Consider the following 25,951-nt stretch of genomic DNA (forward strand, 5'->3'; position numbering starts at 1 on the left):
GCGCGGGGCGGACGGCGCGACGCGTGGTTCCGGTCGCGGCTCGGTGCGCGGTGACGCGGGCCCGGACTCGGCCGGCGGGTACCGCGCCGGTGCTCTCGCCCATGCGCTCGTCCTCGTGCTCCCGTGCGCGAGCGGCCCGCGCGCGGGACGCGGCGGGACGGCTCAGCTCACCGCGACGGCCTCGATCTCGATGAGCATGTCGGGGTCGGACAGGGCACTGACCTCGGCCAGCAGGCTGGCCGGACGGCAGCGGACCGCGGCGAGTCCGTCCAGGAGGACCGCGTAGTGGGCCTTGCAGTCGGCCAGGTCGGTGGTGAAGATCCGAATCTGCACGACGTCCGCCATCGTCATTCCCGCTTCGGCCACGGTCTGCCCGAGCCGTACCAGGGTGAGCCTCATCTGCCCGGCCATGTCCCCCGCGCAGGCGATGGCGCCGTCCTCGTCGCGGGCCTCGTGCCCGGAGACGAAGAGCCAGTTCCGGGGGGACTCGACCCGGACCGCGCGGTTGTACATCAGCCTCTCGCCCACCATGCGTGGACCGATCTCGTGAACGCCCATCTCTCCCGCCCTTCCGGTCGGATCGCGGGACCAGGCAATCACCCGGCCCGCGGCCCCCTCCGGACCCGTCCGGAATGGGCGTGTCGCTCCACGAACCCGCCTCCTCCCGGCCGACGGCCTTCAGCGGTTGTGCGCGTACGCCAGGGCGGTGGCCTCCTCCAGGGAGAGGTCGCCGCCCTCCGCGTAGGCCGCTTCGTAGGCCGCGTCCCCGATCACCGCGCGCGCCGCTCTCTCGGCACTGGCCAGGTTCTGCCGCTCCACCCGGGTGGGCACGTGGAGGGGAGAGAGACGGCCGGCCTGTGTGCCGAGCACCCGGGCGGCGTCCCGGGCGCTCTCCTCGCTGCCGAGCCCCGCCATCGCCCAGGCCGCCGACACGAGGTGGATGGAGGTCATCTGGGGCGCGACCATCTGCGCCAGCCGGTCGTTGGCGCGTTCCACCGCCTTGATCGCGCGGTCCAGGGCCTGCGCGTACAGCCCCTCCTCGTTGTCGATCCACGCCACCACGCCCATGACGAAGCCCTCGAAGAGGGCCAGCGTCTGCGAGTGGAACTCCGCCGCCAGCAGCTCCATCTGCTCGCGCGCCTCGGCGTAGCGCCCGGTGCGGCCGAGGAGCATGCCCAGGTGCATCCGGGCGAAGGGCGTGGCCTCGTGCCCGACGCCCGTCCGGTCCAGGCCGATGACCTCGCGGAGGATGGTCTCCGCCTCCGCCTCCCGCCCGGTCTCCGCGAGGATGTTCGCGTACCGGGTGCGCAACACGGCCACCTGCGACTGCGCGCCGAGCTGTTCGGCGTACCCCATGGCGGCGACGTAGTCCTCGGCGGCCTCCCCGTACTTGCCCGCCTGCTCGTTGGCCTCGCCGCGCGAGGCCAGTGCCTCGGCGGAACCCCACGCGTCCCCCAGCCGCGTGAAGATCTCCAGGCTCTCGTCCGCGTCGGCGCGGGCCACCTCCGTCGTGTCGGCCTGGTTGGCGAGCAGGTTGGCCCGTGTCTGGAGCGCCGACCCCAGCTCCCACGTGTAGCCGTGCTCCCGGCAGGTGCGCACGGTCTCGTCCATCACGTCGCGGAGTTCGTGCCGCTCACCGGTGAGGATGACGGCGAAGATCCAGAGCGACCCCGGCGAACGGCAGATCTGCGGCTGGCCGGGCTGGTAGGTGCGGGCGATGATCCGGAGCCGCTCCATGCTCTCCTCGGTCATCCACAGGTCCATCTCGTGGTCCATGTTGGCGATCTGGATGAGCCGCACCCCGCGCCGGGCCTCCTGGAGCTGGTCGGGCTCCATCGGCGGCGGCTTGTCCGTGCACTGTTCGTGCAGCGAGGGCGCCGGAGAGCCGGGCGGGGCGAACGGGTCGGGGCCCAGCGCCGCGGCCGTGTCGGCCCACTGACGGGCCTCGTCGCGCAGATCGCGCAGCATCCAGTACGAGCCCATGGACAGGATGATGCAGAGGCACTCGTGCTCGTCCTCCAGGGCCGCCGCGTGCCGGAAGGCGGTACGCAGGTTCTCGTACTCGCGCCGGAACAGGTCCAGGGCGGCCCGCTGTCCGGCGCCGCGCAGCCGGGGGCCGGTGGTACGGGCCAGCTCGCGGTAGTACACGAGGTGGGAACGGTCGACGGCGGCGCGCTCGCCCGCCTCGTCCAGCCGCTCGGAGGCGTACTCCCCCACGGTCTCCAGCAGCCGGTAGCGCATCTCGCCGTCGCCCGGCTCCTCGGCGACGACGAGGGACTTGTCGACGAGTGAACCGAGGAGCAGGGCGACGTCACGGACGTCCACCTCCTCTTGCCCGCCGGTACCGCTGGTAGGGCCGGCGCCGACCGCGTCGCCGGCGTCGCCCGCGCGCAGCGAGCAGACCTCCTCCGCCGCCGTGAGGGAGCAGCCGCCCGCGAAGACCGACATCCGGCGCAGTACGGCGCGTTCGGCCGTGTCGAGCAGGTCCCAGGACCAGTCGACGACGGCGCGCAGGGTCTGCTGGCGGGGCAGCAGCGTGCGGCTGCCGCTGGAGAGGAGGCGGAAGCGGTCGTCGAGCCGGTCGGCGATCTGCCGGGGGCTGAGCATCCGCAGCCGGGCGGCGGCGAGTTCGATGGCGAGGGGCAGTCCGTCGAGGCGGCGGCAGATCTCGGCACTGGCCGCGGCGGTCGCCGGGTCCGCGTCGCTCCGGAAGCCGGGCCGGGCGGCGTTGCCGCGCTCCTCGAAGAGGCGGAGCGCCGTGGGGTCCGGCAGGGGTTCGACCGGGCGGACGAACTCACCCGGTACGCCGAGGGGTTCGCGGCTCGTCGCGAGGACGGTGACGCCGGGGCAGCGGGCGAGGAGGTGGTCGGCGAGCGCGGCGGCGGCACCGACGACGTGCTCGCAGTTGTCGAGCAGCAGGAGCATCCTGCGGCGCGCGCAGTGCTCGGTGAGGCGTACGAGGGGGCTCACGGTGCCTCCCTCGGCGACGCGCATCTCCTCGGCACCGGCGCCGCGCAGCACGGTCTCGCGGGCGTCGAGTGCGGAGAGCACCGCTTCGGGCACGGCCTCGGGGTCGTCCACGGGGGCGAGTTCGGCCAGCCACACGCCGTCCGGCCAGTTGGCGGCAACGGTCTCGGCGGCCTCCTGCGAGAGCCGGGTCTTGCCCGCGCCACCCGGGCCGAGGAGCGTCACGAGCCGGGACCGGTCGAGGTCCTCGCGCAGCGTGGCGATGTCCGCCTCGCGGCCGACGAAACTGGTGAGCCGGGCCCGGATGTTTCCGGACGGCGCACGCAGCGGCGGCAGGGCCGCCGGGGCGGCGGGGGTACGGACGTCCGGGACGCCGCTCGCGGGCGTCCGTACGTCGGGGCCGAGCGGGCGGGCCTGAGCGGCGGGGCGGTCACCGGCATGTCCCGGGCGGGCGGCACCCGCCACCGGGCGGACCGGCGGGGCACTGCCGTGGTGCAGCAACTCCGTGTGCAGCGAGCGCAGTTCGGCGCCGGGATCGGTACCGAGCCGGGCGGCGAGCAGGGTACGCACCTCCTCGTACACGGCGAGGGCCTGCGCGGTGCGGCCCGCGTGGTGCAGGGCGCGGATGCGCAGCGCCTGGAGCGGTTCGTCCAGCGGGTGGTCGGCGCAGAGCGCGACCAGCTCGGGCAGCGCCTCCTCGGCGCGGCCGAGCGCGAGGTGGGCGCTGCCCCGGGCACGGCGGGCCGCGAGCCGCCGGGCCTCCCAGCGGGCGGCGACGGCGGTGCGGTCGGGCAGATCGGCGAAGGCGGGGCCGCGCCACAGGGCGAGGGCGGCGTCGAGCGCGTCGAGCGCCTTCGCTCCGTCACCGTCCTCGAGTGCCCGGCTCCCCTCACCCGTCAGCCGCTCGAACCGGTGCAGGTCGACCGCGTCGGGTCCGGCGGCGAGCCGGTAGCCGTTCTCGACGGAGGCGATGGCCTCCCGGCCGAGCGCCCGGCGCAGCCGGCCCACGAGCGCCTGGACGGCCCCCGGCGCGTCGGCGGGCGGCTCACCGTCCCAGACCTCGTCCACGAGCACCGTCACCGGGACCGCCCGGCCGGGGCTCAGGGCGAGGACCGTGAGCAGGGCACGCAGCCGCGCCCCGCCGAGGGCGACGGCCGTGCCGTCGTCGCGAAGTACCTGGGTCGTACCGAGGATGCAGTAGCGCACGGGGCCATTGTCCGTGAAGGGGATCGGGACTCGCACAGCCACCCGATATATTCCGATAGCTCGCGTGGCGTCGGGCCGTCCCCGGCGGCACTCGGTGGCGCTCCGCACGGGACGACGGTTTGACCGTACCGATGAGCTTCGAAGTGACTTCGTTCGGGAGCAGGGGAGTTGGCGGGAGGCCCGGCGGTCCGGGACCCGGTGCGCAGCGAGCCCGTCCCGATCCGGACGAAAGGCCCTACTCTCGTCGCATGACCACTGCGATCGACCGCCGCGACCGGCGCATCAGCCCGATCTTCCTCGGGATCGTCGCCGTCACGGCCGTGGCCGGCGTGGCCGTGTGGACGGGGTTCGCCGAGCAGACCGGGTTCGCGGTCTTCCTGTTCGTCACGGGTGGCTGGATCGTGTCGCTCTGCCTCCACGAGTACGCGCACGCCCGCACGGCGCTGCACAGCGGGGACATCTCGATCGCCGAGAAGGGCTATCTGACGCTCAACCCGCTGAAGTACACGCACGCGCTGCTCAGCATCGTGCTGCCGGTGCTCTTCGTGATCATGGGTGGCATCGGGCTGCCCGGCGGTGCGGTCTACATCGAGCGGGGCCGTATCCGGGAGCGGTGGAAGCACAGTCTGATCTCGGCCGCGGGGCCGCTGACGAACGTCCTGTTCGCCGTCGTCTGCACGGCACCGTTCTGGCTGGGCGGCCTCGACGGGGTGCCGATGGTGTTCCGGTTCGCGCTGGCGTTCCTGGCGCTGCTCCAGGTCACGGCCGCGATCCTCAACTTCGTACCGGTGCCGGGGCTGGACGGGTACGGGGTGATCGAACCCTGGCTGTCGTACAAGGTCCGGCGCCAGGTGGAGCCGTTCGCGCCGTTCGGGCTGATCGCGGTGTTCGGGCTGCTGTGGGTGCCGGAGGTGAACGCCGTGTTCTTCGACGCCGTGGACGCGCTGCTGCGGGGGCTCGGGGTCAGCGACTTCGAGACGTACTGCGGGCTGGACACCTACCGCTTCTGGCAGGCGTTCTCCGATCAGCAGGACCTCCGCTGCGAGGCGCTGTCGGCGGCGCTGTCCGGGTAGGGCGGGCAGGCCGTGCCCCCCGGCCCCGACGCCCCGCCGCTCTGCCGCCCCCGAGCGGACCCGGCGGTCAGCTTCCGCTGGTCGCGCGGTGACGGCGCACGTAGTAGAGGGTCATGTTGGAGGAGAGCCCCGCCACCAGTACCCAGAGGATGCCGAGCAGGCTGCCCTGGGCGAAGGAGACCACCGCGGCGACGACGGCGAGGACGCAGACGACGAGCGGGTAGAGGGCGATGCGGGGCATGGGGGCGGCTCCTGTCCGGGGTGGTGCGCGGTCCCGTCCAGTGTCCCTCATGCCCCGTTCCGTTCCGCCGCGGGTACGGGCCGTCCCGCCGGTGTTCCGTAACGATCTACGGATCACACGATCCACTGATCACACGATCCGTGGATCACGCCGTCCACGGCTCACACGTCGGTGGCGCGCAGTCCCGCGTGTGCCTTGTACCGGCGGTTGACCGAGATCAGGTTGGCGACCAGCGACTCGACCTGGTGGGCGTTGCGCAGCCGTCCGGCGAAGACGCCGCGCATGCCCGCGATGCGGCCGGCGAGGGCCTGCACGATGTCGGTGTCGGCGCGTGCCTCGCCCAGCACCATCACGTCGGTGTCGATCTCGTCGATGTCGGCGTCCTGGAGCAGCACCGCCGAGAGGTGGTGGAAGGCGGCGGTGACACGGGAGTCGGGCAGCAGCGCGGCGGCCTGTTCGGCGGCGCTGCCCTCCTCCGGCTTGAGGGCGTAGGCGCCCTTCTTGTCGAAGCCGAGCGGGTTGACGCAGTCGACGACGAGCTTGCCCGCGAGCTCCGCGCGCAGCGACTCCAGCGTCTTGGCGTGGCCCTCCCACGGCACGGCGACGATCACGATGTCGCTGCGGAGCGCGCAGGCGGCGTTGTCCGCGCCCTCGATGCCGAGTCCGAGTTCGGCGGCGGCCTCGGCGGCGCGGGCGGCGTCGCGGGAGCCGATGGTCACGCGCTGCCCGGCGCGGGCGAGGCGATAGGCGAGTCCGCGGCCCTGCGGCCCGGTGCCGCCGAGCACGCCGACGGTGAGTCCGGAGACGTCGGGCAGGTCCCAGGGGTCCTTGGCGGGCGCCTTGGGCGCGCCTGCACTGTCGTGGGTAGTCATGGCCCCGACACTACTGCGGAGTACCGGCTCTCCGACGGCACACCCCGGCCCGTACGCGAACGTCCGGCACCTGTCCCGGGCGCGTGCCGCAGGCGTCCCGTACGGGTGCACCTTCCGTGTCCGGCTGCGCGACGCCCGCGGGCTGCTGCATGATGCCGGGCCATGGATGCCGTGCGCGTGGCGCTGTTGCGTGAGGTGCTCGCCGGGACCGAGTGGCCGGGCGCGGCCCGCCGGTTCGCCGGGGCCCTGCGTTCGTCCGTCGTCCCGCAGGGCGGCGGGCTGCTGCTGGTCGGGACCGAGGCGTACGAGCCCTGGCACCTGGCGGCGCACCTGGTCGACGAGGCGACGTGGTCGGGGCTGCCGGAGCTGACACCCACGCTGGTACGCCACCGGGTGCGGCCGGCCGACCCGGCGCATCTGGCGGTGGGGCTGGGCCGGATCGAGGCGGCCGGGCGCGGCGAGACGCTGCTGCTGGTGGCGCCCGAGCGGCCGGACGGCGGGCTGATGGAGCGGGTGTGGGACGCCAGGCGCTCGGGGGCGACCGTCCTCACGCTGGGCGGCGGCGATCCCGAGGTACGGGGGCTCGGTCACGAGGCGCTGGTGGTGACCGAGCAGGACGACGTGGACCTGGACACCGTGCAGCATCTGGTGAGCGCGGCGGCCGGGGAGACCGGGCGGCCCTCGGCGCACGGGCGGCGTTCGTTCCGGGACCGGCTCTCACGGCTCGCGGACCGGCTCACGGCACCACCACCGGCACGGTGGTAGGCACAGACACGCGCCGCGGCCACCCGCCGTCGGTTCGCTGGTGGCTCCGCCGCCCCGCCTCCCGGACGTCTTCGCTGGTCGGGCGGGTGCCGGGGGCCGAGGAGGGGTTGCGCCGGACCCCTCGGGGGCCGGACCATGATCTCTCGTGAACGACCCGCGCCCGCGCCGCGCTTCCCGTACCCTCCGCTCCCTCCTCCCCGACCTCGCCCCCTGGCACGCCTCCGCCGACTTCCGGCTGCTCTGGGGCCAGGGGCTGATCACGTACTTCGGCAGTTTCATGGCGCTGATCGCGCTGCCGCTCCAGATCAAGGAGCTGACCGGGTCCCCGCTGGCGGTCGGGGCGATGGGGGCGGTCGAACTCGTGCCGCTGGTGGTCTTCGGGCTCTACGGCGGGGCGCTCGCGGACGCCGCGGACCGCCGCAAGGTCATCCTCGGCACGGAGGCCGGGCTCGGTGTGCTGGCCGTGATCCTGCTGGTCAACGCGCTGCTGCCGGACCCGCTGCTCTGGCCGCTGTACGTCGTGGCCGGGGGCGTCTCGGCGCTCGCCGGGCTCCAGCGGCCCGCGCTCGACTCGCTGCTGGCGCGGATCGTGCCGCACGAGCACCTGCCGGCCGCCGCCGCGCTGAACGCCCTGCGCTGGCAGGCGGGCGCGATCGCGGGGCCGGCCCTGGCGGGCCTGGTCGTCGCCTACGCCGGGCACGCCACCGCGTACGCGGTCACCGTCGTGACCTTCACCGTCTCGGTCGTCCTCTGCCTGCGGCTCACCCCCGCGCCGCCCGCCCGCGACGCGCAGAAGCCCTCGCTGCGCGGGATCGCCGAGGGGGCGGCGTACGCGTGGAGCAGGCCGGTGCTGCTGGGGACGTACGCGATCGACCTGGCGGCGATGTTCTTCGCCTTCCCGAACGCGGTCTTCCCGTTCCTCGCGGACGACCTCGACGCCCCCTGGTCGCTGGGGCTGATGTATGCCGCGGGGTCGGTGGGGTCGCTGGTGCTGGGGCTGACCAGCGGCTGGACCTCCCGGGTGCGGCGGCACGGGCTCTTCGTGGTGTTCGGGGCCGCCGCCTGGGGGCTGGCCATCGCGGGCGCGGGGCTCTTCGACAGCGTCTGGCCGGTGCTGGTCTGCCTGGGCGTCGCGGGCGCGGGCGACATGCTGAGCGGGCTCGGCCGCTCAGCCATCTGGAACCAGACCATCCCGGAGGAGCTGCGGGGGCGACTGGCCGGTATCGAGGTGCTCTCCTACAGCGTCGGCCCGCAACTCGGCCAGGTCCGGGCCGGGGCGATGGCGGGCTGGACCGGCACCCGCTCGGCGGTCTGGACCGGCGGGGTCGCCTGCGTCGCCTCGGTGGCCCTGCTGACGGCGGCGCTCCCGAAGCTGCTCCGGTACGACTCCGCCACCGACGAGGACGCCGTGCGGCGCCGGGACGCCGCGACAGCCGCCCCGGCGGACCCGGACGCGCCCGCCGCGCCGGGGGTGCCGGCGTTCTGAGCGCGGTCACCGCGCGGGGTTCAGGAGGCCGGGGGCCGCTTGCGGTCGTGCCACTTGGGGTCGGTGTCCCACTCCAGGTTCCGCTCCTGCGCGGTGTCCATGGCGTGCTGCGCCGCCTCGCGCGAGGCGTACGGGCCGAAGCGGTCCTTCGCCGGGCACTCGGGGCCTTCCTCGACCTTCTTGTGCTCCAGGCAGTAGTACCACTCGCCCGGTTTGCCGACGGTGCGCTTCTTGAACAGGGCCATCGGGACTCCTTTCCTCATGGCCAGCTTGCCCCAGGGCCGCTGGTTAGACTCGCCGACATGTCTGGTCAGTCGCTGCTCGCACCCGGGGAGATCTCTCCCGTCCGTTCCGTACCCGGAAATATCCGGCGCCCCGAGTACGTGGGCAAGCCGGGTCCGAAGCCGTACACCGGCCCGGAGATCCAGGACTCCGACACCGTCGAGCGGATGCGCGTCGCGGGGCGGATCGCCGCGCAGGCGATGGAGGAGGCCGCCAAGCACATCGCGCCCGGCGTCACCACCGACGAACTGGACCGGGTGGCCCACGACTTCATGGTCGACCACGGCGCGTACCCGTCGACGCTCGGCTACCGCGGCTTCCCCAAGTCCCTGTGCACGTCGGTCAACGAGGTCATCTGCCACGGCATCCCCGACACGACGGTGCTGCGCGACGGTGACATCGTGAACCTCGACGTGACGGCGTACATCAACGGCGTGCACGGCGACAACAACGCCACCTACCTCTGCGGCGACGTGGACGAGGAGTCGCGGCTGCTGGTGGAGCGCACCCGGGAGTCGCTGAACCGGGCCATCAAGGCGGTCCGTCCCGGCCGCCAGATCAACGTCATCGGGCGGGTCATCGAGTCGTACGCCAAGCGCTTCGGCTACGGCGTGGTGCGGGACTTCACCGGGCACGGCATCAACACCTCGTTCCACTCCGGCCTGATCGTGCCGCACTACGACAGCCCGCACGCCACCACCGTGATGAAGCCGGGGATGACGTTCACCATCGAGCCGATGCTGACCCTGGGCACCCACGAGTACGACATGTGGGACGACGGCTGGACCGTGCTGACCAAGGACCGCAAGCGGACCGCCCAGTTCGAGCACACCCTGGTGGTGACGGAGACCGGAGCGGACATCCTCACCCTGCCGTAGGGCCGTCGGGTACCTCCGACACGAGCGCGCGCCCGGTGGCCGGGACCGGTGACGTCCGGTCCGGGCCACCGGGCGCGCGCTTTTCCGGGCACGGAGCGTTTACCGACAGGGCGTCGGCAACATGTTGACTTAGGCAAGCCTAAGCATGAGGATCGGGGTCGTGGGAGCCACGCGCCTTTGCCGCCCGTTCCCGGTTTCCCGTTCCCTCGGCCCCCGGAGGCCCGCTTTGGACACGTCCGCCGGCACCGTCACCCCGCTCCCCTCCGCCACCCCCTTCTCCACGGTCATCCGCACCGCGTCCCACGAGCAGCACACGGAGGCGGAGACCTCGACCTTCATGGGCGACCTGCTCGGCGGGCGCCTGGGGGTGGCCGCGTACACCCGCTACACCGAGCAACTGTGGTTCGTGTACCGCGCGTTGGAGGAAGGGGCCGAGCGGCTGCGACGTGACCCGGTCGCGGGGCCCTTCATACAGGCCCCGTTGATGCGGCTCTCCGAACTGGAGCGGGACCTGGCGCACCTGCGGGGGCCGGAGTGGCGCGAGGGCCTGGAGCCGCTGCCGGCCACCGCCGCGTACGCCGGGCGGGTCGCCGCCTGCGCCCGCGACTGGCCCGCCGGTTACATAGCACACCACTACACCCGCTACCTCGGCGACCTCTCCGGCGGCCAGATCATCCGCGACCGGGCCGAGAAGACCTGGGGGTTCGCGCACAAGGGCGACGGGGTGCGGTTCTACGTCTTCGAGGAGATCGCCAACCCGGCCGCCTTCAAGCGGGGTTACCGCGAGCTGCTGGACGCGGTCGACGCCGACGAGCTGGAGCGGCAGCGCATCGTGGACGAGTGCAAGCGCGCCTTCGCGCTCAACACGGCCGTCTTCCGGGAGCTGGGGGAAGTCTTCCCGCTCAGCGCCTGACGGGAAGGCCGAAAGGGCCGGGCGGGTGGCCGGCCACCCGCCCGGCGCGTGTGTCAGCTCCGTACGGCGAGCACGACCCGGCCGCCGATCTCCACCGTGCCGTCCGGTGCGGGCGCGGTCAGGATCTGGGAGCCGCGCCCCTGGGTGATGTTGAGCGCGCGGCCGAGCCGTGCGGTGAGCAGCAGGGCGGCGGCTCCGGTCGCCTCGTCCTCGGTGATGCCGTCGCCGCGGCGGGGGAACGCCCGTGCGCGTACCCGTCCCGCCGCCTCGTCCTCCCAGGCCCATACGTACAGCCAGCCCTCCCCCGGCGGGGGCCCGGTCAGCGCGTCGACCTCGGCGGCGGAGTCGTACCGCGCGAGTTCCCTCGGCGGCGCCCACTCCGGGCGGGCGGTGATCCAGGTGAACTCGCCGTCCTGGCGGGCGAAGACGTCCCCCACCTCCAGCTCCAGGATCTCCAGGTCGAGCAGCCAGGCGCTGCCGACGAGCGGGTGCCCGGCGAACGGCAGCCGGAGCCCCGGGGTCCAGATGTCCACCCGGCCGCGTTCCGGGTCGTCCACGAAGACCGTCTCGCTGAAGCCCAGCTCGGTGGCGAGGGCCTGGCGCGCGGCGTCGTCCGGGTGGTCGCGCCCGTCCCGTACGACCCCGAGGGCGTTCCCGTACCGGCCGTCGGGGGCGCAGAACACCCGCAGGACGTCGATGCCGTCGGGTACGTCGAATTCACTCATACCGGCATTCAAGCATTCGTTCGGGAGCCGGTCGTCCCGGAAGGGGTGCGGCACCGCGCGTGACGGCTGCCCCCGGGGGTTTATCGGTTCCTCGCCCTCGCACGCTTCCTCGCCCCGGTAGGGTTCGGACGGTCAGTGCGGACGACGGATCAGAAGGCGCAGAAGGCAACGGATGAGAAGGCTGGGTCGGTCGGCGGCGGGGCTCGCGGTGGCGACGGTACTGGGCATGACGGCGAGCGGCTGCGTGACGGTGCACGGGGAGCTGGAGCAGGTGCCCGCGGCGACGAAGTCCGAGGCGGACCAAGCCCTGAAGGACTTCCTCACGGCGTACAACAAGGCGAACGCGGCGGTCGATCCCGCGCTGGACGCGGAGCGGGTGACCGGGGCGCTCGGGGCGGTCAACCAGGCGGGGCTGAAGGCCCGGTCCACGTACACCGACAAGGACGCCGCGGCGGCGCGTGATCCGCTGGAGCTGTCGGACACGCACTACGTCATACCCAAGAAGGCGGGCTGGCCGCGGTACTTCTTCGCGAACGCCGACTCCAACCGTGACGTGGACAAGGGCGACCAGGACACCCGCTGGCTGCTGGTCTTCGAGCGGACCGGACCGGACGCGCTGTGGACGGTGCCCTATCTCGGGGTCGTAGCGCCTTCGCAGGTACCGGAGTTCGCGCTGGACGCGGACGGGCTGGCGAAGCCCGCCGAGGCCATGGGCGCCGAACTCGCGGTGCGGCCAGAGGACTTGAGCACCTCGTACACCGGTTACCTGTCCACCGGGGCGCCGGACGTGTTCACGGCGGGCTCGACGACCTCTGGCTGGCGGGCCGCACGCGCGGCGACGAAGAAGCCGGGGTTCTCGTTCCAGTACGTCGACCGCCCGCTGGACGGCGCGTTCCGCCCGTTCGGGCTCGCGACGAAGGACGGCGGGGCGCTGGTCTTCTTCAGCAGCAGGCACTACGAGCGCCAGACGGCCGCCCCGGGTCTGAAGCCCGAGGTGAACCGGGACACCCGGGCGCTGCTCACGGGCGAGGTGAAGAGCACCCTCACCAAGGAGCGCGTCTCCAGCCAGCTGGTACGGGTGCCCGCGCGGGGCGCCGCCGGGGGCGCGAAGGTGACCGTACTGAACCGGCTGCCGGGCCTGGTCGCGGCGACCGGCGAGTAGGACGGCCCCGGCAAGCAGGACGGCCGGCGACGAAGCGGGAGGGCCGTCGTCCGCCTCAGCGGCCCAGCGGCCAGGCCACCGCGGCCGGGTCCAGGCCGGTCGCCTCGTCGCTGTCCGCGTAGGCGGCGCAGGCGTCGGTCAGCGCCTCCAGCAGGGTCAGCGGGTCCGGCAGCGGGTGCTCGGGGCCGCGCACCCACTGGACGTCGAGGTCACCGGGGAGACGGGCGGGCGGGAGCAGGACGTAGCTGCCGCGGCAGTGCCAGCGCAGGCCGGGGTGCTCGTCCGTGGTCTCGGGGTGCGAGTCCAGCTCGCAGGGCCACCACTCGTCCTCGTCCTCGGGGGTGCCGCGGGTGGCGGTGAAGAAGAGCATCCGGTCGTCGCCGGAGCGGGCGACGGGTCCGACGTCGATCCCACGTCCGGTGAGCCGCTCCAGGGCGTTGACTCCGGCGGAGAGCGGGACGTCGAGTACGTCGTGGACCATCCCGGTGGCGGTGATGAAGTTCGCCAGCGGCTGGCCCTCGGCCCAGCGTTCGATCTGCGCGCGGTCGGTGGTCGACTGGGTCTGCCAGGCGAACGACACGGGGTGACGGGCGGGGGTGGGGCATCCGATGCGTTCGCACGAACATCGGTGTCCGAGCGGGTGGGCGGCGGGCGAGATCGGCATCCCCGCGTCGGCGACGGCGAGGAGCATGCCCAGTCGGGCCGAGCCGTCGGCATCGGTCCCCTGCTTGGGCCGTCGCCGCAGCCACTGGGAAATCTTGCCCTCTGTGCCGCGTTTGCGGCCGGAATCGGCGCCCATCTATCCCCTCACCTCAGCGTTACCCGTCCATGGTCCCACCATCCTGCGCTCCGGGTGGCCAGAGTTCACCAGCGGGGCGGGACACCACCACCCCGAGTGAGGGACATCACGCCCGATACCGGGTCATCGGCGGGCATCCTCCCCCTCGCGGCGTGGCCAAAGGCGTGTGCGGCGCCCCGTCCTTCCGCGCCGCGCCACCGCGCACGCTCACCCGATCGGCGCACTGCGGACCGGGGCCCGCGCGGCGCACCATGGGCTCACGCGCAGACCGCGCGTTCCCCCACCGTGCCGCGGCCGAGGCCGCCGTTCGTGAGGAGCCCCCGTGCACCGTGACGCCACCCCTCGTCGCTATCTGATGTGCGCCCCGGCGCACTTCCGGGTCACCTACTCCATCAACCCGTGGATGGACCCCTCCAAGCCGGTCGATCTGCCGCTGGCGCAGACGCAGTGGGAGGACCTCCGCGACCGCTACCGCTCCCTCGGCCACACGGTGGAGGAGCTGGCGCCGCTGCCCGGTCTGCCGGACATGGTCTTCGCCGCCAACGGCGCCACCGTGATCGACGGGCGGGTGCTCGGCGCGCTCTTCGCGCACCAGGAGCGGCACGGCGAGGCCGAGGCGCACCGTGAGTGGTTCCGGACGCACGGCTACGACGAGATCCACGAACCGGAGCACGTGAACGAGGGCGAGGGCGATTTCGCCGTCACCTCGTCCTTCGTGCTGGCCGGGACGGGGTTCCGGTCCAGCCCGCTCGCGCACGACGAGGCGCAGGAGTTCTTCGGCCGGCCGGTGATCGGCCTGGATCTGGTGGACCCGCGCTACTACCACCTGGACACGGCGCTCTGCGTGCTCGACGAGGCGGCGGACGAGATCATGTACTACCCCGCGGCCTTCTCGCCCGGCAGCCGGGCCGTGCTGACCCGGCTCTTCCCCGACGCCCTGATCGCCGGGGAGCCGGACGCCGCCGCGTTCGGCCTGAACGCGGTCAGCGACGGGCTGCACGTGCTGCTGCCGCAGGCCGCGACGGGGCTGTTCGACCCGCTGAGGGACCGGGGCTTCGAACCGGTGCCGATGGACCTGAGCGAGCTGCTGAAAGGCGGCGGCAGCGTGAAGTGCTGCACCCAGGAGCTGCGGGGGCCGGTGAGCGCACCGGCTCCGTGAGCGGTGGTCCGGGCGGTCGGTCCCGGGGCCCGGGGCCCGGGGCCCGGGGCCCGGGCGGTCGGGTTCCGGGTTCCGGGCGGTAGGGGTCCCGGGGTCGCGGGCGGCCGGGTCCCGGGAGGTCAGTCCTCCCCGGGCGGCGGCCAGGCGTCGCCCCAGTCGGTGTCCCGGGCCGCCCGGTAGAGCGCGCCGTGGCGCTTGGTGACCGTCTCGCGCCGCAGGGCCTCGTCCCGGGTGCAGAGCTCCAGCAGGACCTGGCCCTTGCGGATCTGCGGCCGGCGGGTGACCCGGGCGGCCACCGGTTCGACGGGGAAGCGGGTCGCGACGACGTAGGAGAACTTCTCGTCCTCGTGGCTCAGCGTCCCGCCCTTGACCTGCCGGTGCAGGGAGGAGCGGCTGACCCGGGCGGAGAAGTGGCACCAGTCGGTGCCCGGCTCGATGGGGCAGGCGGCACTGTGCGGGCAGGGCGCGGCCACGGTCAGCCCGGCGGCGATCAGCCGGTCGCGCGCCTCGATCACCCGCGCGTACCCGTCGGGGGTGCCGGGCTCCACGACGACGACGGCCTGCGCGGCACCGGCCGCCGCGTCGACCAGCTCGGTCCTGGCTGCGGGGGTCAGCTCCTTGAGTACGTACGAGACGGTCACCAGGTCCGTGGGGGCCAGCTCCAGCGCCGCGCCGATCCGGGCGCGCTGCCAGCGGGCGGTCCGCAGCCCGGGGGGTCCACCGGCCTCGGCCAGCTCGCGGCCGAGCGCGAGGGCGGGCTCGGCCCAGTCCAGGACGGTGGTCTCCGGCCCGTCCCACGCCCCGGCGACGGCCCAGCTCGCCGCGCCGGTACCGCCGCCGACGTCGGTGTGGGTGGCCGGCCGCCAGTCGGGGGCGGCCTCGCCGAGCGCGTCCAGGGCGGCCCGTACGGCCTCGAAGGTCGCGGGCATCCGGTACGCGGCGTAGGCGACGACGTCCGCCCGGTCCCGCAGCACCGGCGCGTCGGTCGGGGTCGTCCCGCGGTAGCTGGCGATCAGCCGGTCGACGGCCTGGGTCGCCTGCTTGGGCGGCAGCCCGTCGAGCAGACCGGCGAGGGCCGCGCGCAGGGCTTCGGCGGTGGGGAGGGTGACGTTCACCGAGAAATTCTATGCGCGGGGCGCGCCGACCCGGCCCGGCGAGGGAGGTGGGGGCGGGGTCTCCGGCGGCCGGTGGTGCCCGTCCGGTCACGGGTGGGCGACAGGCAGACGCGTAACTCCGCTTGCCCATGTGGCAGTTGCTACGCTGACCGCCGCGAGACCCGCGAAGGCGCGACGGGGGGACCCATGAGACAGAGGATCGTTCGACTGACTCTGGTCGGCGGGGTGGTCTTCCTGGCGCTCCTGTTGCTGCTGGCGACCTGCGGCAAAGGCTCCTCGGACGGCGACGGCTCTGGCGGCGGGGAGGGCAAGAGCGGCGCCACGACTCCGGCGGCCTCCGTTTCGGCCGCCGCGAAACCCGTGCCGGGCGCGTCCGGGGCGCGGACCGTGCTCAACGTCCCTCCGCAGTACACGACGGACAGCGGCTGGGAGGTGGTCGGCGCGTCGCCCGACATCGCCTTCTCCTGGCCGACGGGAACCCTGGCCTACCTGGAGCGTTCGGCGGACCACCGCTACCGGGTGCGCACCCTCGACACGGCCACCGGGAAGCTGGGGTGGCGGAGCGAGGCACGCCAGACGCTGGACCCGGAGAGCTATCCCCGGCTGCTGACCGTCTCCCGCGAGGACCGGCAGTTCTTCGTCACCTGGTCGTACGGGACGGCGGGCGACGGGCTCGCCCCGTCCGAGACGTTCATCTCACTCGACGTGTACGCGGCGACCAATGGCGACCGCCACCATGTGGAGCTGCCGTGGAACGGCGCTCCGGCGGTCTCCGCGAGCGGCCCGGACATCGTGATCTCCGACGCGCACGCGAACGTGGCGCTGATCGACCCGGTGACCGGCGAGACCTCGAAGATCGCGGCGTCGGAGCTGAAGTACCCCAAGGGCTGCGCCGACTGCCGGAAGCTGACGGAGGTGGCCGGCCAGACCCCGCGGGGGCTGCTGGTGAGCGGGGCGCGGGAGTTCTGGGTGCCGGGCGGCTGGTACAGCCGGAACGTGGCGCCCAAGGGGGCCGATCCGGCCACCGGGGTGCCGACGTCGGTGGCGGCGGGGCTGGTGCTGGCGAAGTGGCAGCCGGAGAAGTCCTCGAAGCGGGCGGCGACCCACGAGTTGTGGACGGTGCACGACGCGGCGAGCGGCAAGGCGCTGGTGTCGGTCGAGTGCCACCGTCCGGCCATACAGCCGGGCCGCTTCCCGCAGGCGGTCGTCCCGCCGTCGGGCGACTACCTGATCGCCGGGAACCTGGCGTTCGACCTGGTGGCCAAGGTGGGGTACTGCCTGGAGGACGAGGACGGCTCGTCCCATGTGACGCTCGCCTCGGTGACCGACGACGGGATCGCGTACGGCGCCCGGAACGTGCGGGACGCGGACGAGGCGCTGGCCGGGGGCGGCGTGCCGGTGATGGTGAACTTCGTCGACGGGGCGGACGAGCCGCTCGCCCGCAACGTACGGCTGCCGGTGGTGGAGACGACCGGGGTGGGGATCTTCCGTACGACGGACCGCGACGACCGGCAGCATCTCATCGGGTACCCGCGCGCCGGCTGACCGGCGGCCCGCGCCCTCGGACGTACGCGCTCCGGCGGTACGCGCACCCGGGCGTACGCCTCCGGACGTACGCGCCCCGGACGTACGCGCCCCGACGTACGGCGACGGGCCCGGTGTCCCGGGCCCGTCGTGGCGCGCGGATCTCGGAGGCGGGGCCGAAAGGTCCTGCCTGCGCGGATCACGGGGGCAGGGGCCAAAAGGCCCTGGGGCGGGGGCCGATGGGCCCTACAGGCCGCCGTCCGTCCGGCCGCGCCGCTCCCAGGGGCGGCACAGCACCAGGAAGCAGACCATGGCCGCCGCGGCGCAGATGGTCTGGACGAGGGCCATCGGGACGGCCGTGTCCTCCCCCGCGATGCCCACCAGCGGCGAGGCGATCGCGCCGATGAGGAACGACGAGGTGCCGAGCAGCGCGGAGGCGGAGCCCGCCGCGTGCTTGGAGCGCATCAGCGCCTGCGAGTTGGTGTTGGGCAGGGCCAGGCTCATCGCGGACATCAGGACGAAGAGCGTCCCGGCGACGGGGGCGAGCCCCACCTCGCCGAAGACGCCGCTGGTCATCAGCAGCAGCGCGACGGCCGCGGCCAGGATCACGGCGAGCCCGAAGAGCAGGACCCGGTCGAGGCTGACCCGGCCGACCAGCAGCCGGCCGTTGATCTGGCCCACGACGATGAGGCCGACCGAGTTGAGGCCGAAGAGCAGGCTGAAGGTCTGCGGGGAGGCGCCGTAGATCTCCTGGATGACGAACGGGGAGGCGCTGACGTAGGCGAAGAGGGCCGCGAAGGCGAGCCCGCCGGCGATCGTGTAGCCGATGAAGACCCGGTCGCCGAAGAGGCCGCGCATGGTGCGCAGGGCCTCGGCGACGCCGCCGGTGTGACGTTCCTCCGGCGGCAGCGTCTCGTGCAGGCTCTTCCACACGACGAGGGTCAGCAGCACGCCGACGACGGTGAGGACGACGAAGACGCCGCGCCAGTCCGTGATCCGCAGCACCTGTCCGCCGATCAGCGGGGCGACGATCGGGGCGACGCCCGAGATCAGCATCAGGGTCGAGAAGAACTTGGCCATCTCGATGCCGTCGTAGAGGTCGCGCACGACGGCCCGGGAGATCACGATGCCGGCCGAGCCCGCGAGGCCCTGCAGCAGGCGGCAGCCGATCAGCATCTCGGCGTTGGGGGCGATGGCGCAGACCGCCGTGGCGACGACGTAAACGACCATGCCGGTCAGGAGCGGTCCGCGGCGGCCCCACCGGTCGCTCATCGGTCCGACGACGAGCTGGCCGAGGGCCATGCCGAGGAGGCAGGCGGTCAGCGTGAGCTGGACGGTGGCGGCCGGGGCGTGCAGCGCGTCGGTGACGTCGGGCAGCGCGGGCAGGTACATGTCCATGGACAGGGCCGGCAGCGCGGTGAGGCCGCCGAGCACCAGGGTCACCAGGAACGCGGTCCGCCGGACGGCTGCCGCCGGGGCGGCCGGGAGGCCGGTGAGACCGGAAAGGGCCGGGCCGTCGGGGCTCGGCGCGGGGTGGGGAACGGCGGGCCCGGTGATCAGTTGACCGGTTCCCGCCGTAGGTATGTGCTCTTGCTCTCGCTGGGCCCGGCTTCCGCCGCTGTCCGGCATGCTTCATCTCCACATCGTTGAAATCCGCATCTATGCTCTCAGCTCGGGCCGACTGGTCGTAACCCAATATCGAGGGCGGGGCATGAGCGGGACTGTGCGTTGGGGCATATTGGCGACGGGCGGCATAGCCGCGACCTTCACCAAGGATCTGCTGGGACTGCCGGACGCCGAGGTGGTCGCGGTGGCCTCGCGCACCGAGGAGTCGGCCCGGGCGTTCGCCGAGCGGTTCGGTATCGAACGAGCCTACGGAAGCTGGGCCGAGCTCGTCGCGGACGAAGCCGTCGATGTGGTGTATGTCGCAACTCCGCACTCCGCCCACTACGAGGCGACCGCGCTGGCGCTCCGCGCCGGAAAGCACGTGCTCTGCGAGAAGGCGTTCACGCTGGACGCGCGCCAGGCAGGTGAGCTGGTCGAGCTCGCCCGGGAGCGCGGGCTGTTCCTGATGGAGGCCATGTGGACGTACCTCAACCCGGTCGTCCGCCGCATGACGGAGCTGGTGCGCGACGGCGCGATCGGCGAGATCCGCACCGTCCAGGCGGACTTCGGGTTCGCGGGTGACGTGGGCCCCGAGCACCGGCTGCGCAACCCCGCACTGGGCGGCGGCGCGCTGCTGGACCTGGGGGTCTACCCGGTGTCGTTCGCGCAGCTGCTGCTGGGCGAGCCGGACCGGGTGCAGGCGGACGCGCTGCTCTCCCCCGAGGGCACGGACCTGAACACCGGGATGCTGCTGGGCTGGGACTCGGGCGCGACCGCCCTGCTCTCCTGCTCGATCGTGGGCCACCACCCCACGATGGCGACCGTCATCGGCACCAGGGGCCGGATCGACTTCCCGCACAGCTTCTTCCACCCCGACCACTTCCTCCTGTACCGCGCGGACGCCGCGGACCCGGCACCGGAGAAGATCGTCACGGGCCCCGGTCCCCAGGGGCTGTCCGGGATGCAGTACGAGGCGGTCGAGGTGATGCGCGCGCTGCGGGCGGGCGAGACCGAGTCCCCGCTGGTGCCGCTGGACGGTTCGCTCGCGGTGATGCGGACGCTCGACGCGGTACGGGACCGCATCGGCGTCCGCTATCCGTCCGACTCCGTCGTGGAGCCGACTGCCTGACGGTTCGTCACACAACAGACTCAGGCCGGGGTCAGCCCCGGGTTGCCCGCCTCCGTCACGAAGGAACCGGCCGTCGTGACGGGGGCGCCGGGCGTGGTGACGGCGTCGACCGCGCGGAAGTCGGCGCGGGCGTGGTCGTTTTCGAGGGTGACGAGCGCGTAGCCGCGCCGGCCGTCGTAGAACTTCAGGTGCGGGTTGGCCGCCATCTGGTTGTCCCAACTGGCGGGCCTCACCGAGCCGTCCTTGCCGCTGGTGATCGAGGAGGTGACGATCTCCGTGCCGACGGTACGGGACGAGGGGTCGTCGAAGTCCTTCTTCAGGTCGAAGCCGTAGGCGACGTGCACGTCCCCGGTGAGGACCAGCAGGTTGTCGACGCCCGCCGACTCGGCGCCGTCCAGCACCCGTTGCCGGGAGGCCGGGTAGCCGTCCCAGGAGTCCATCGAGAACTTGTAGGCGGCGGTGGGCACGTCCTTGCGCTGGGCGAAGGTGACCTGCTGGGGCATGACGTTCCAGGTGGCGCGGGAGGTCCGCCAGCCGTCGATGAGCCACCGCTCCTGGGTGGCACCGGTCAGGGTGCGGGCGGGGTCCTCGGACTGCGGTCCGGGGACCTTCCAGCCGTCGCCGTACGCCTGGTCGCTGCGGTACTGGCGGGTGTCGAGGATGTCGAACTGCGCGAGCCGGCCGAACCGCAGCCGCCGGTAGAGGCGCATGTCGGGGCCGGTGGGGCGCTGCGGGGTGCGCAGCGGCTGGTTCTCCCAGTACGCGCGGTAGGCGGCGGCCCGGCGGAGCAGGAACTCCTCGGCGGGCACGCTGTTCTCGGGGGTGTCGTCAGCGTAGTTGTTCTCGGTCTCGTGGTCGTCCCAGGTGACGACGAAGGGGTGCGCGGCGTGCGCGGCGCGCAGATCGGGGTCGGACTTGTAGAGGGCGTACCGCAGCCGGTAGTCCTCCAGGGTCAGCGTCTCCCGGTTGAAGACGTCGGGCAGCACGCGGTCGGTGTAGGCGCGGGCGCCGCCGGTGGCGGTGACGGCGTACTCGTAGAGGTAGTCGCCGAGGTGGAAGACGGCGTCCACGTCCTCGGCCGCGAGGTGGCGGTAGGCGGTGAAGTACCCGTCGTGGTAGGCCTGGCAGGAGACGGCGGCGAGTCTCACCGCGCGGTTGCGGGCGTGCGGGTCGGGGGCGGTGCGGGTGCGGCCGGTCTCGCTGGTCCAGCCACCGGCGCGGAAGCGGTAGTAGAAGGTGCGGCCGGGTTCCAGGCCGCGGACCTCGGTGCGGACGCTGTGGGCGAACTCCGGGTGGGCGGTGGCGGTTCCACGCCGGACGACCCGGCGGAAGCGCTCGTCGTGGGCGAGTTCCCAGCCGACCTGGACGCGGGCGGCGGGCAGTCCGCCGTCGGCCTCGTACGGGCGGGGGGCGAGGCGCGTCCAGAGCAGGAGCGAGTCGGGGAGCGGGTCGCCGGAGGCCACGCCGAGCGTGAACGGGTTCTCGGCGATCCTGCGGGGGTCGAGTTCGGCGGCGCTCGCCGTGCCGGCGGCGGGCAGGTTCACGGCGAAGGCGAGTGCGGCGGCGGCGCCGGTGGTGGTGAGGAAGCGGCGGCGTCCCACGCCCTCGCGGTGGCGGCGGGCCGCCGCGCGGAACTCGGCCGGGTGGTCCGGGCGTTCGGCGTCCGTGGTGGTGGGTGCGGGCGTCATCGGTTCTCTCCCCTGGCAGACGGCTGTCGAGGGGGCCGGCCTTCGGACCGCCGGACGCCCCGTGGGTATTGGAGTGCGGAACGGCGTCCGCGGCTTGTCGGGTGCACAACATTCGGATGGCGGGACGGTGAGCACCGGGTACGCCGGGGGCGGCGGTCGTCGGCGCGCGTTCCCGCAGGTGAAAAACGGCTGTCCGGGCAGGAGCCGCGCTGCGATCATGGGTGAGGAACCGACGCCGCTTCCGGGAGGACCGCCCGACGTGCCCGTACCCGCCGACCCCACCGTGCTCCATCCGATGCCCGGACAGCCCCGGGTCGTGCAGCTCCGCCCCCTGGTGACCTCCCCGTTGATCGAGGTCGGGGAGTACAGCTACTACGACGACCCGGACGACGCGACCGCGTTCGAGACGCGCAACGTGCTCTACCACTACGGCCCGGAGAAGCTGGTCATCGGGAAGTTCTGCGCGCTGGGCACGGGGGTGCGGTTCCTCATGAACGGCGCCAACCACCGCATGGACGGCCCGTCCACGTTCCCCTTCCCCACCCTGGGCGGCTCCTGGTCCGACCACTTCGACCTGCTGACGGGCCTGCCGGACCGGGGCGACACCGTCGTCGGCAACGACGTCTGGTTCGGCCACGGCGCCACGGTGCTGCCGGGCGTACGGATCGGGCACGGGCGATCGTCGGCGCCGGCTCGGTGGTCACCGCGGACGTGCCCGACTACGGCGTCGTCGGCGGCAACCCGGCCCGCCTGCTGCGCACCCGCTTCGGCGCCGAGGACGTCGCACGGCTGCTGGCGGTGGCCTGGTGGGACTGGCCCGCCGAGCACCTGACCGCCCACATCCGGACGGTCATGTCGGGCAGCGTCGCCGAGCTGGAAGCCGCGGCGCCGGACCCGCGCCGCGCATGATGGTGCCCGTCCCACCGCAGACCCGGAAGGTGTGATCCCCGATGCCCCGTCGCCGCGCCCACATCGCGATGGCCGCGATTCCCGCCGTCAGCCACGTGCTGCCCAGCCTGGAGATCATCCGCGAACTGGTCTCCCGCGGCCATCGGGTGACGTACGCCAACGATCCGGCGGTCGCCGGACTGATCGCCCCCACCGGCGCGGAGCTCGTGCCCTGCGCCTCCGGGCTGCCGGTCGCCGACAACAAGTGGCCCGACGACCCGATCGCCGCCATGGAGCTCTTCCTCGACGACGCCGTCCGGGCCCTTCCGCAGCTGCGCGCCTTCTACGAGGACGACCCCGCCGACCTCTACCTCTACGACATCGGCGCCTACGCGGCGCGGGCGCTAGCGGAGTCGCAGCGCCGGCCCCTCGTGCAGCTCTCCCCGACCCTGGTGGGCTGGGAGGGGTACGGGGAGGAAGTGGCGGCGCGGCTCTGGCAGTTGCCGGGCGCCGACGCCTACCGGGCGAAGTTCGCCGGGTGGCTCGCCACGTGCGGGGCGACCACCACCGACATGGAGGCCTTCACCGGCCACCCGGCCCGCGCCCTGGCCCTGATCCCCCGGGCGATGCAGCCGCACGCCGACCGGGTGGACACCGACGCCGTGACCTTCGTCGGCACCTGCGTGCCCCCGCGCGGCGTCCCAGGGGGTACGGGCGGCGGCCGGACGGGCGGGAACGGTACGGGCGGGGACGGCACGGACGGAGGCAGCGGCTGGACGCGTCCCGCCGGTGCCGGGCGCGTGCTGCTGGTGTCGCTCGGGTCGGCGTACACCGACCGGCCGGAGTTCTACCGCCAGTGCCTGGCTGCCTTCGGCGGCCGGCCGGATCTGCATCTGGTGCTCCAGATCGGGAAACACACCGACCTGGCGGAACTGGGCGAGATCCCGCCCCACGTGGAGGTGCACCGGTGGGTGCCGCAGCGGGAGATCCTGGAACAGGTGGACGCCTTCGTCACCCATGCCGGGATGGGCGGCTGCGGCGAGGGGCTGATGGCGGGCGTGCCCATGATCGCGGTTCCGCAGGCCGTCGACCAGTTCATGAACGCCGACCGGCTCGTGGAGCTGGGCGTGGCCCGGCGCGTCGACACCGAGGACGCCACCGCCGACGCACTGCGGACCGCGCTGGACGAACTCCTCGGCGACCCGGAGGTCGCCCGCCGCTCGGCGGAGCTCCGGGCCGAGGCGCGCGCCGAGGGAGGCACCCTGCGAGCGGCCGACCTCGTCGAGGCCCAGCTGGGCTGAGCCCGGCCGAAGGCGTCGGCGTCGGGGTCGGGGTCGGGGTCGGGGTCGGGGTCGGGGAATGCTCGTGGGAGCGCGCCGGTTGAGCGGTTGCATGACGACTGAGCCCTCCACCGAGATCCTGCACTACACCGCCTTCTCCACCGACCCGGCGGGCGGCAACCGCGCGGGGGTCGTCCTGGACGCGTCGGCCCTCGACGACGCCGGGATGCTCACCATCGCCGACGCCCTCGGTTACAGCGAGTCCGCGTTCCTGACGGAGGCACCCGGGGAACGGGCCTACGCCGTCCGCTATTTCAGCCCGAAGGCCGAGGTGCCGTTCTGCGGGCACGCGACGGTCGCCGCCGCGCTCGCGCTGGCGGACCGCGACGGCCCGGGTGACCTGGAGTTCCTGACGTCGGCCGGTCCGGTGCCGGTCACGGTGGAATCGCGCGACGGGGCCCTGCGGGCCACGCTGACCAGCGTGGAACCGCACGTGACGGAGGTCTCCCCCGCCGATCTCGCGGAGGCGCTGGCGGCGCTCGACTGGCCGGCCGCCGATCTGGACCCGGCGCTGCCGCCCCGTATCGCGTTCGCCGGGGCCCGCCATCTGGTGCTGGCCGCCGCGACGCGCGAGCGCCTCGCGGACCTGGCGTACGACTTCTCCCGGCTCGAAGCCCTCATGCGCCGACTGGACCTGACCACCGTCCAGCTCGTCTGGCGGGAGTCCGATCGGGTCTTCCACGCCCGTGACCCGTTCCCGGTGGGCGGGGTGGTGGAGGACCCCGCGACGGGCGCCGCCGCCGCCGCTTTCGGCGGGTACGCGCGTGAGCTGGGCCTGGTCCCCGAGGAGGCCGTGCTCACGCTGTACCAGGGCGAGGACATGGGCCGGCCCGGCACCCTCACGGTGGAGCTGCGCCCGGGCGACGCGCGCGTACGGGTGAGCGGCGCGGGGACGCGGATCGGCTGACCCGGGCCGGGCGACCGGACGACCGGGCACGGGCCGTCCCCGTCCGGCGTCCCTTCCCGGTGTTCCCGCCCGGCGCCCGGTGAACGCCACTCGGCATCCGTACGACGGTTCGGAGTCGGGCGGCCCAATTCCGGGGCGTACGATCGCGGACACCGCAGCCGAGCACGGGAGTACCGATCTTGTCCCCATCCGCAGCCCTCGCACCACGCATCGGTGTCTCCATCGTCACCATGGGTGACCGCCCGCAGGCGGTGGAGGCCCTCCTCGCGTCGGTGGCCATGCAGGACGTCCGGCCCACCCGGCTCGTCGTCATCGGCAACGGCACGAAGCTCCCGGACTTCTCCGCCTTCCCCGGCCTGGAGGACCTGGAGGGCGGGGTGACCCTCATCGAGAACGAGGAGAACCTCGGCTGCCCCGGCGGCCGGAACGTCGGCCTCGCCCGCCTCGCCGAGCTCGGCGACGTGGACGTGGTGATCGAGCTGGACGACGACGGCCTGCTGGTCGAGAAGAACGTGTTCAGCACGGTCCAGAGCCTGTACGCCGCCGACCCGGACCTCGGCATCGTCGGTTTCCGGATCGCCGACGAGCACGGCGAGACGCAGCGTCGGCACATCCCGCGCCTGCGCGCCTCCGACCCGATGCGGCGCGGGCTGGTCACCGCCTTCCTGGGCGGCGCGCACGCTCTCTCCATGAAGATGCTGGCGGGCACGGGCCACTGGCCGGCCGAGTTCTTCTTCACCCACGAGGAGACGGACCTCTCCTGGCGGGCGCTCGACGGGGGCTGGAACATCCTCTACGAGCCCGGTCTGCTGCTCCAGCACCCGAAGACCTCACCGGCCCGGCACGCGGTCTACTACCGGATGACCGCCCGCAACCGGGTCTGGCTGGCCCGCCGCAACCTCCCCGCGCCGCTGGTCCCGCTCTACCTGGGCGTGTGGACGCTGCTCACCCTCGCCCGGACCCGGTCCGCGAAGGGGCTGAAGTCCTGGATGGGCGGTTTCGTCGAGGGCATGCGCACCCCCTGCGGCCCCCGCAACCCGATGCGCTGGCGCACGGTGTGGCGGATGACCCGGCTCGGCCGGCCGCCGCTCGTCTGACGGGCCGCCTTTCACCGCCTTCGTACCCCCGCTCCGCCTCTCTTTCACCGATCGCCCGGACGCCCCGCGTTCCGGGCGATCGGCGTTTCCGGATGCGGCAGCGCTCCCCCGCGGCCCCGAGCCCCCGAAC

Annotated in this window: 22 protein-coding genes and 1 pseudogene; 13 read left to right on the top strand and 10 right to left on the bottom strand. The window is 73.4% G+C overall.

All coding sequences use genetic code 11. The features are described from left to right. Nucleotides 1-162: 162 nt before the first annotated feature. On the bottom strand, nt 163-558 hold the full coding sequence (locus tag ACFWEE_RS22515) for a Rid family hydrolase (protein WP_386891541.1): 396 nt from the start codon (nt 556-558) through the stop codon (nt 163-165). Nucleotides 559-678: 120 nt separating this feature from the next. Beyond that, a complete protein-coding gene (locus ACFWEE_RS22520) occupies nt 679-4,173 on the bottom strand; it encodes a BTAD domain-containing putative transcriptional regulator (RefSeq protein ID WP_386891542.1) in 3,495 nt (1,164 codons plus the stop codon). Between the two features lie 248 nt (nt 4,174-4,421). Between ACFWEE_RS22520 and ACFWEE_RS22525 the strand changes: the two genes are divergently transcribed. Beyond that, nucleotides 4,422-5,246 (top strand): site-2 protease family protein, encoded by an 825-nt coding sequence (locus ACFWEE_RS22525; protein ID WP_386891543.1) that lies wholly within the window; start codon nt 4,422-4,424, stop codon nt 5,244-5,246. Between the two features lie 67 nt (nt 5,247-5,313). Here ACFWEE_RS22525 and ACFWEE_RS22530 read toward each other — a convergent pair whose 3' ends face one another. Next, complete coding sequence (locus ACFWEE_RS22530; protein WP_386891544.1) at nt 5,314-5,487, bottom strand: hypothetical protein; 174 nt, start codon at nt 5,485-5,487, stop codon at nt 5,314-5,316. 161 nt (nt 5,488-5,648) lie between these two features. Continuing rightward, nucleotides 5,649-6,359, bottom strand: coding sequence for an NADPH-dependent F420 reductase (gene npdG / locus ACFWEE_RS22535; RefSeq protein WP_386891545.1), 711 nt, complete (start codon nt 6,357-6,359; stop codon nt 5,649-5,651). 162 nt (nt 6,360-6,521) lie between these two features. Here npdG and ACFWEE_RS22540 point away from each other — a divergent pair, with 162 nt between their 5' ends. Both ACFWEE_RS22540 and ACFWEE_RS22545 read left to right on the top strand, forming a co-directional pair. Further along, complete coding sequence (locus ACFWEE_RS22540; RefSeq protein WP_386891547.1) at nt 6,522-7,124, top strand: hypothetical protein; 603 nt, start codon at nt 6,522-6,524, stop codon at nt 7,122-7,124. A 145-nt stretch (nt 7,125-7,269) separates the two neighbouring features. Continuing rightward, nucleotides 7,270-8,610 (top strand): MFS transporter, encoded by a 1,341-nt coding sequence (locus ACFWEE_RS22545; RefSeq protein WP_386891549.1) that lies wholly within the window; start codon nt 7,270-7,272, stop codon nt 8,608-8,610. A gap of 20 nt (nt 8,611-8,630) precedes the next feature. Here ACFWEE_RS22545 and ACFWEE_RS22550 read toward each other — a convergent pair whose 3' ends face one another. Continuing rightward, nucleotides 8,631-8,855, bottom strand: a complete 225-nt coding sequence (locus ACFWEE_RS22550) for a hypothetical protein (RefSeq protein ID WP_386891551.1) — start codon at nt 8,853-8,855, stop codon at nt 8,631-8,633. A 57-nt stretch (nt 8,856-8,912) separates the two neighbouring features. Here ACFWEE_RS22550 and map point away from each other — a divergent pair, with 57 nt between their 5' ends. Then, a complete protein-coding gene (map, locus tag ACFWEE_RS22555) occupies nt 8,913-9,770 on the top strand; it encodes a type I methionyl aminopeptidase (protein WP_386891552.1) in 858 nt (285 codons plus the stop codon). Nucleotides 9,771-9,996: 226 nt separating this feature from the next. Further along, nucleotides 9,997-10,683 carry a heme oxygenase (biliverdin-producing) gene (locus tag ACFWEE_RS22560; RefSeq protein WP_386891553.1) on the top strand — a complete coding sequence of 229 codons (687 nt, stop codon included), beginning with the start codon at nt 9,997-9,999 and terminating at the stop codon, nt 10,681-10,683. 53 nt (nt 10,684-10,736) lie between these two features. Here the strand turns inward: ACFWEE_RS22560 and ACFWEE_RS22565 are convergent, their stop codons facing one another. Continuing rightward, nucleotides 10,737-11,408 (bottom strand): PhzF family phenazine biosynthesis protein, encoded by a 672-nt coding sequence (locus ACFWEE_RS22565; protein WP_386891555.1) that lies wholly within the window; start codon nt 11,406-11,408, stop codon nt 10,737-10,739. Between the two features lie 172 nt (nt 11,409-11,580). Between ACFWEE_RS22565 and ACFWEE_RS22570 the strand changes: the two genes are divergently transcribed. Then, on the top strand, nt 11,581-12,570 hold the full coding sequence (locus ACFWEE_RS22570; RefSeq protein ID WP_386891556.1) for a hypothetical protein: 990 nt from the start codon (nt 11,581-11,583) through the stop codon (nt 12,568-12,570). Nucleotides 12,571-12,625: 55 nt separating this feature from the next. Here ACFWEE_RS22570 and ACFWEE_RS22575 read toward each other — a convergent pair whose 3' ends face one another. Next, nucleotides 12,626-13,369: a bifunctional DNA primase/polymerase gene (locus ACFWEE_RS22575; RefSeq protein WP_386891558.1), complete on the bottom strand. Its 744-nt coding sequence runs from the start codon at nt 13,367-13,369 to the stop codon at nt 12,626-12,628. Between the two features lie 322 nt (nt 13,370-13,691). Here ACFWEE_RS22575 and ddaH point away from each other — a divergent pair, with 322 nt between their 5' ends. Beyond that, a complete protein-coding gene (gene ddaH / locus ACFWEE_RS22580) occupies nt 13,692-14,528 on the top strand; it encodes a dimethylargininase (RefSeq protein ID WP_386891559.1) in 837 nt (278 codons plus the stop codon). 119 nt (nt 14,529-14,647) lie between these two features. On the opposite strand, the gene ACFWEE_RS22585 is transcribed toward ddaH, so the two are convergent. Further along, nucleotides 14,648-15,643, bottom strand: a complete 996-nt coding sequence (locus ACFWEE_RS22585; RefSeq protein ID WP_386891561.1) for a small ribosomal subunit Rsm22 family protein — start codon at nt 15,641-15,643, stop codon at nt 14,648-14,650. A 186-nt stretch (nt 15,644-15,829) separates the two neighbouring features. Here ACFWEE_RS22585 and ACFWEE_RS22590 point away from each other — a divergent pair, with 186 nt between their 5' ends. Beyond that, a complete protein-coding gene (locus ACFWEE_RS22590; RefSeq protein WP_386891562.1) occupies nt 15,830-17,188 on the top strand; it encodes a hypothetical protein in 1,359 nt (452 codons plus the stop codon). Between the two features lie 225 nt (nt 17,189-17,413). Here ACFWEE_RS22590 and ACFWEE_RS22595 read toward each other — a convergent pair whose 3' ends face one another. Beyond that, nucleotides 17,414-18,796: a multidrug effflux MFS transporter gene (locus tag ACFWEE_RS22595; RefSeq protein WP_386891564.1), complete on the bottom strand. Its 1,383-nt coding sequence runs from the start codon at nt 18,794-18,796 to the stop codon at nt 17,414-17,416. Nucleotides 18,797-18,878: 82 nt separating this feature from the next. Between ACFWEE_RS22595 and ACFWEE_RS22600 the strand changes: the two genes are divergently transcribed. Then, nucleotides 18,879-19,901, top strand: a complete 1,023-nt coding sequence (locus tag ACFWEE_RS22600) for a Gfo/Idh/MocA family protein (RefSeq protein WP_386891566.1) — start codon at nt 18,879-18,881, stop codon at nt 19,899-19,901. A 20-nt stretch (nt 19,902-19,921) separates the two neighbouring features. On the opposite strand, the gene ACFWEE_RS22605 is transcribed toward ACFWEE_RS22600, so the two are convergent. Then, complete coding sequence (locus ACFWEE_RS22605) at nt 19,922-21,589, bottom strand: alkaline phosphatase D family protein (RefSeq protein WP_386891567.1); 1,668 nt, start codon at nt 21,587-21,589, stop codon at nt 19,922-19,924. Nucleotides 21,590-21,848: 259 nt separating this feature from the next. On the opposite strand from ACFWEE_RS22605, the pseudogene ACFWEE_RS22610 reads away from it, so the two are divergent. From ACFWEE_RS22610 to ACFWEE_RS22625, 4 genes and pseudogenes are all read left to right on the top strand, one after another. Further along, a pseudogene (locus tag ACFWEE_RS22610) lies at nt 21,849-22,498 on the top strand (CatB-related O-acetyltransferase). 41 nt (nt 22,499-22,539) lie between these two features. Then, nucleotides 22,540-23,778 carry a nucleotide disphospho-sugar-binding domain-containing protein gene (locus ACFWEE_RS22615; RefSeq protein ID WP_386891568.1) on the top strand — a complete coding sequence of 413 codons (1,239 nt, stop codon included), beginning with the start codon at nt 22,540-22,542 and terminating at the stop codon, nt 23,776-23,778. 91 nt (nt 23,779-23,869) lie between these two features. Continuing rightward, a complete protein-coding gene (locus ACFWEE_RS22620) occupies nt 23,870-24,724 on the top strand; it encodes a PhzF family phenazine biosynthesis protein (RefSeq protein WP_386891570.1) in 855 nt (284 codons plus the stop codon). 230 nt (nt 24,725-24,954) lie between these two features. Continuing rightward, nucleotides 24,955-25,821 (top strand): glycosyltransferase family 2 protein, encoded by an 867-nt coding sequence (locus tag ACFWEE_RS22625; RefSeq protein ID WP_386891668.1) that lies wholly within the window; start codon nt 24,955-24,957, stop codon nt 25,819-25,821. The last annotated feature ends 130 nt before the right edge of the window (nt 25,822-25,951 follow it).

This window comes from Streptomyces sp. NPDC060184 (assembly GCF_042728795.1).
Lineage (GTDB): Bacteria > Actinomycetota > Actinomycetes > Streptomycetales > Streptomycetaceae > Streptomyces.

Bases quoted from the DNA above. Each gene is read 5' to 3' on its own strand.
- ACFWEE_RS22515 (WP_386891541.1), bottom strand. From the start codon at position 558: ATGGGCGTTCACGAGATCGGTCCACGCATGGTGGGCGAGAGGCTGATG.
- ACFWEE_RS22525 (WP_386891543.1), top strand. From the start codon at position 4,422: ATGACCACTGCGATCGACCGCCGCGACCGGCGCATCAGCCCGATCTTC.
- ACFWEE_RS22530 (WP_386891544.1), bottom strand. From the start codon at position 5,487: ATGCCCCGCATCGCCCTCTACCCGCTCGTCGTCTGCGTCCTCGCCGTC.
- npdG (WP_386891545.1), bottom strand. From the start codon at position 6,359: ATGACTACCCACGACAGTGCAGGCGCGCCCAAGGCGCCCGCCAAGGAC.
- ACFWEE_RS22540 (WP_386891547.1), top strand. From the start codon at position 6,522: ATGGATGCCGTGCGCGTGGCGCTGTTGCGTGAGGTGCTCGCCGGGACC.
- ACFWEE_RS22550 (WP_386891551.1), bottom strand. From the start codon at position 8,855: ATGGCCCTGTTCAAGAAGCGCACCGTCGGCAAACCGGGCGAGTGGTAC.
- map (WP_386891552.1), top strand. From the start codon at position 8,913: ATGTCTGGTCAGTCGCTGCTCGCACCCGGGGAGATCTCTCCCGTCCGT.
- ACFWEE_RS22565 (WP_386891555.1), bottom strand. From the start codon at position 11,408: ATGAGTGAATTCGACGTACCCGACGGCATCGACGTCCTGCGGGTGTTC.
- ACFWEE_RS22570 (WP_386891556.1), top strand. From the start codon at position 11,581: ATGAGAAGGCTGGGTCGGTCGGCGGCGGGGCTCGCGGTGGCGACGGTA.
- ACFWEE_RS22575 (WP_386891558.1), bottom strand. From the start codon at position 13,369: ATGGGCGCCGATTCCGGCCGCAAACGCGGCACAGAGGGCAAGATTTCC.
- ACFWEE_RS22590 (WP_386891562.1), top strand. From the start codon at position 15,830: ATGAGACAGAGGATCGTTCGACTGACTCTGGTCGGCGGGGTGGTCTTC.
- ACFWEE_RS22595 (WP_386891564.1), bottom strand. From the start codon at position 18,796: ATGCCGGACAGCGGCGGAAGCCGGGCCCAGCGAGAGCAAGAGCACATA.
- ACFWEE_RS22600 (WP_386891566.1), top strand. From the start codon at position 18,879: ATGAGCGGGACTGTGCGTTGGGGCATATTGGCGACGGGCGGCATAGCC.
- ACFWEE_RS22605 (WP_386891567.1), bottom strand. From the start codon at position 21,589: ATGACGCCCGCACCCACCACCACGGACGCCGAACGCCCGGACCACCCG.
- ACFWEE_RS22615 (WP_386891568.1), top strand. From the start codon at position 22,540: ATGCCCCGTCGCCGCGCCCACATCGCGATGGCCGCGATTCCCGCCGTC.
- ACFWEE_RS22620 (WP_386891570.1), top strand. From the start codon at position 23,870: ATGACGACTGAGCCCTCCACCGAGATCCTGCACTACACCGCCTTCTCC.
- ACFWEE_RS22625 (WP_386891668.1), top strand. From the start codon at position 24,955: ATGGGTGACCGCCCGCAGGCGGTGGAGGCCCTCCTCGCGTCGGTGGCC.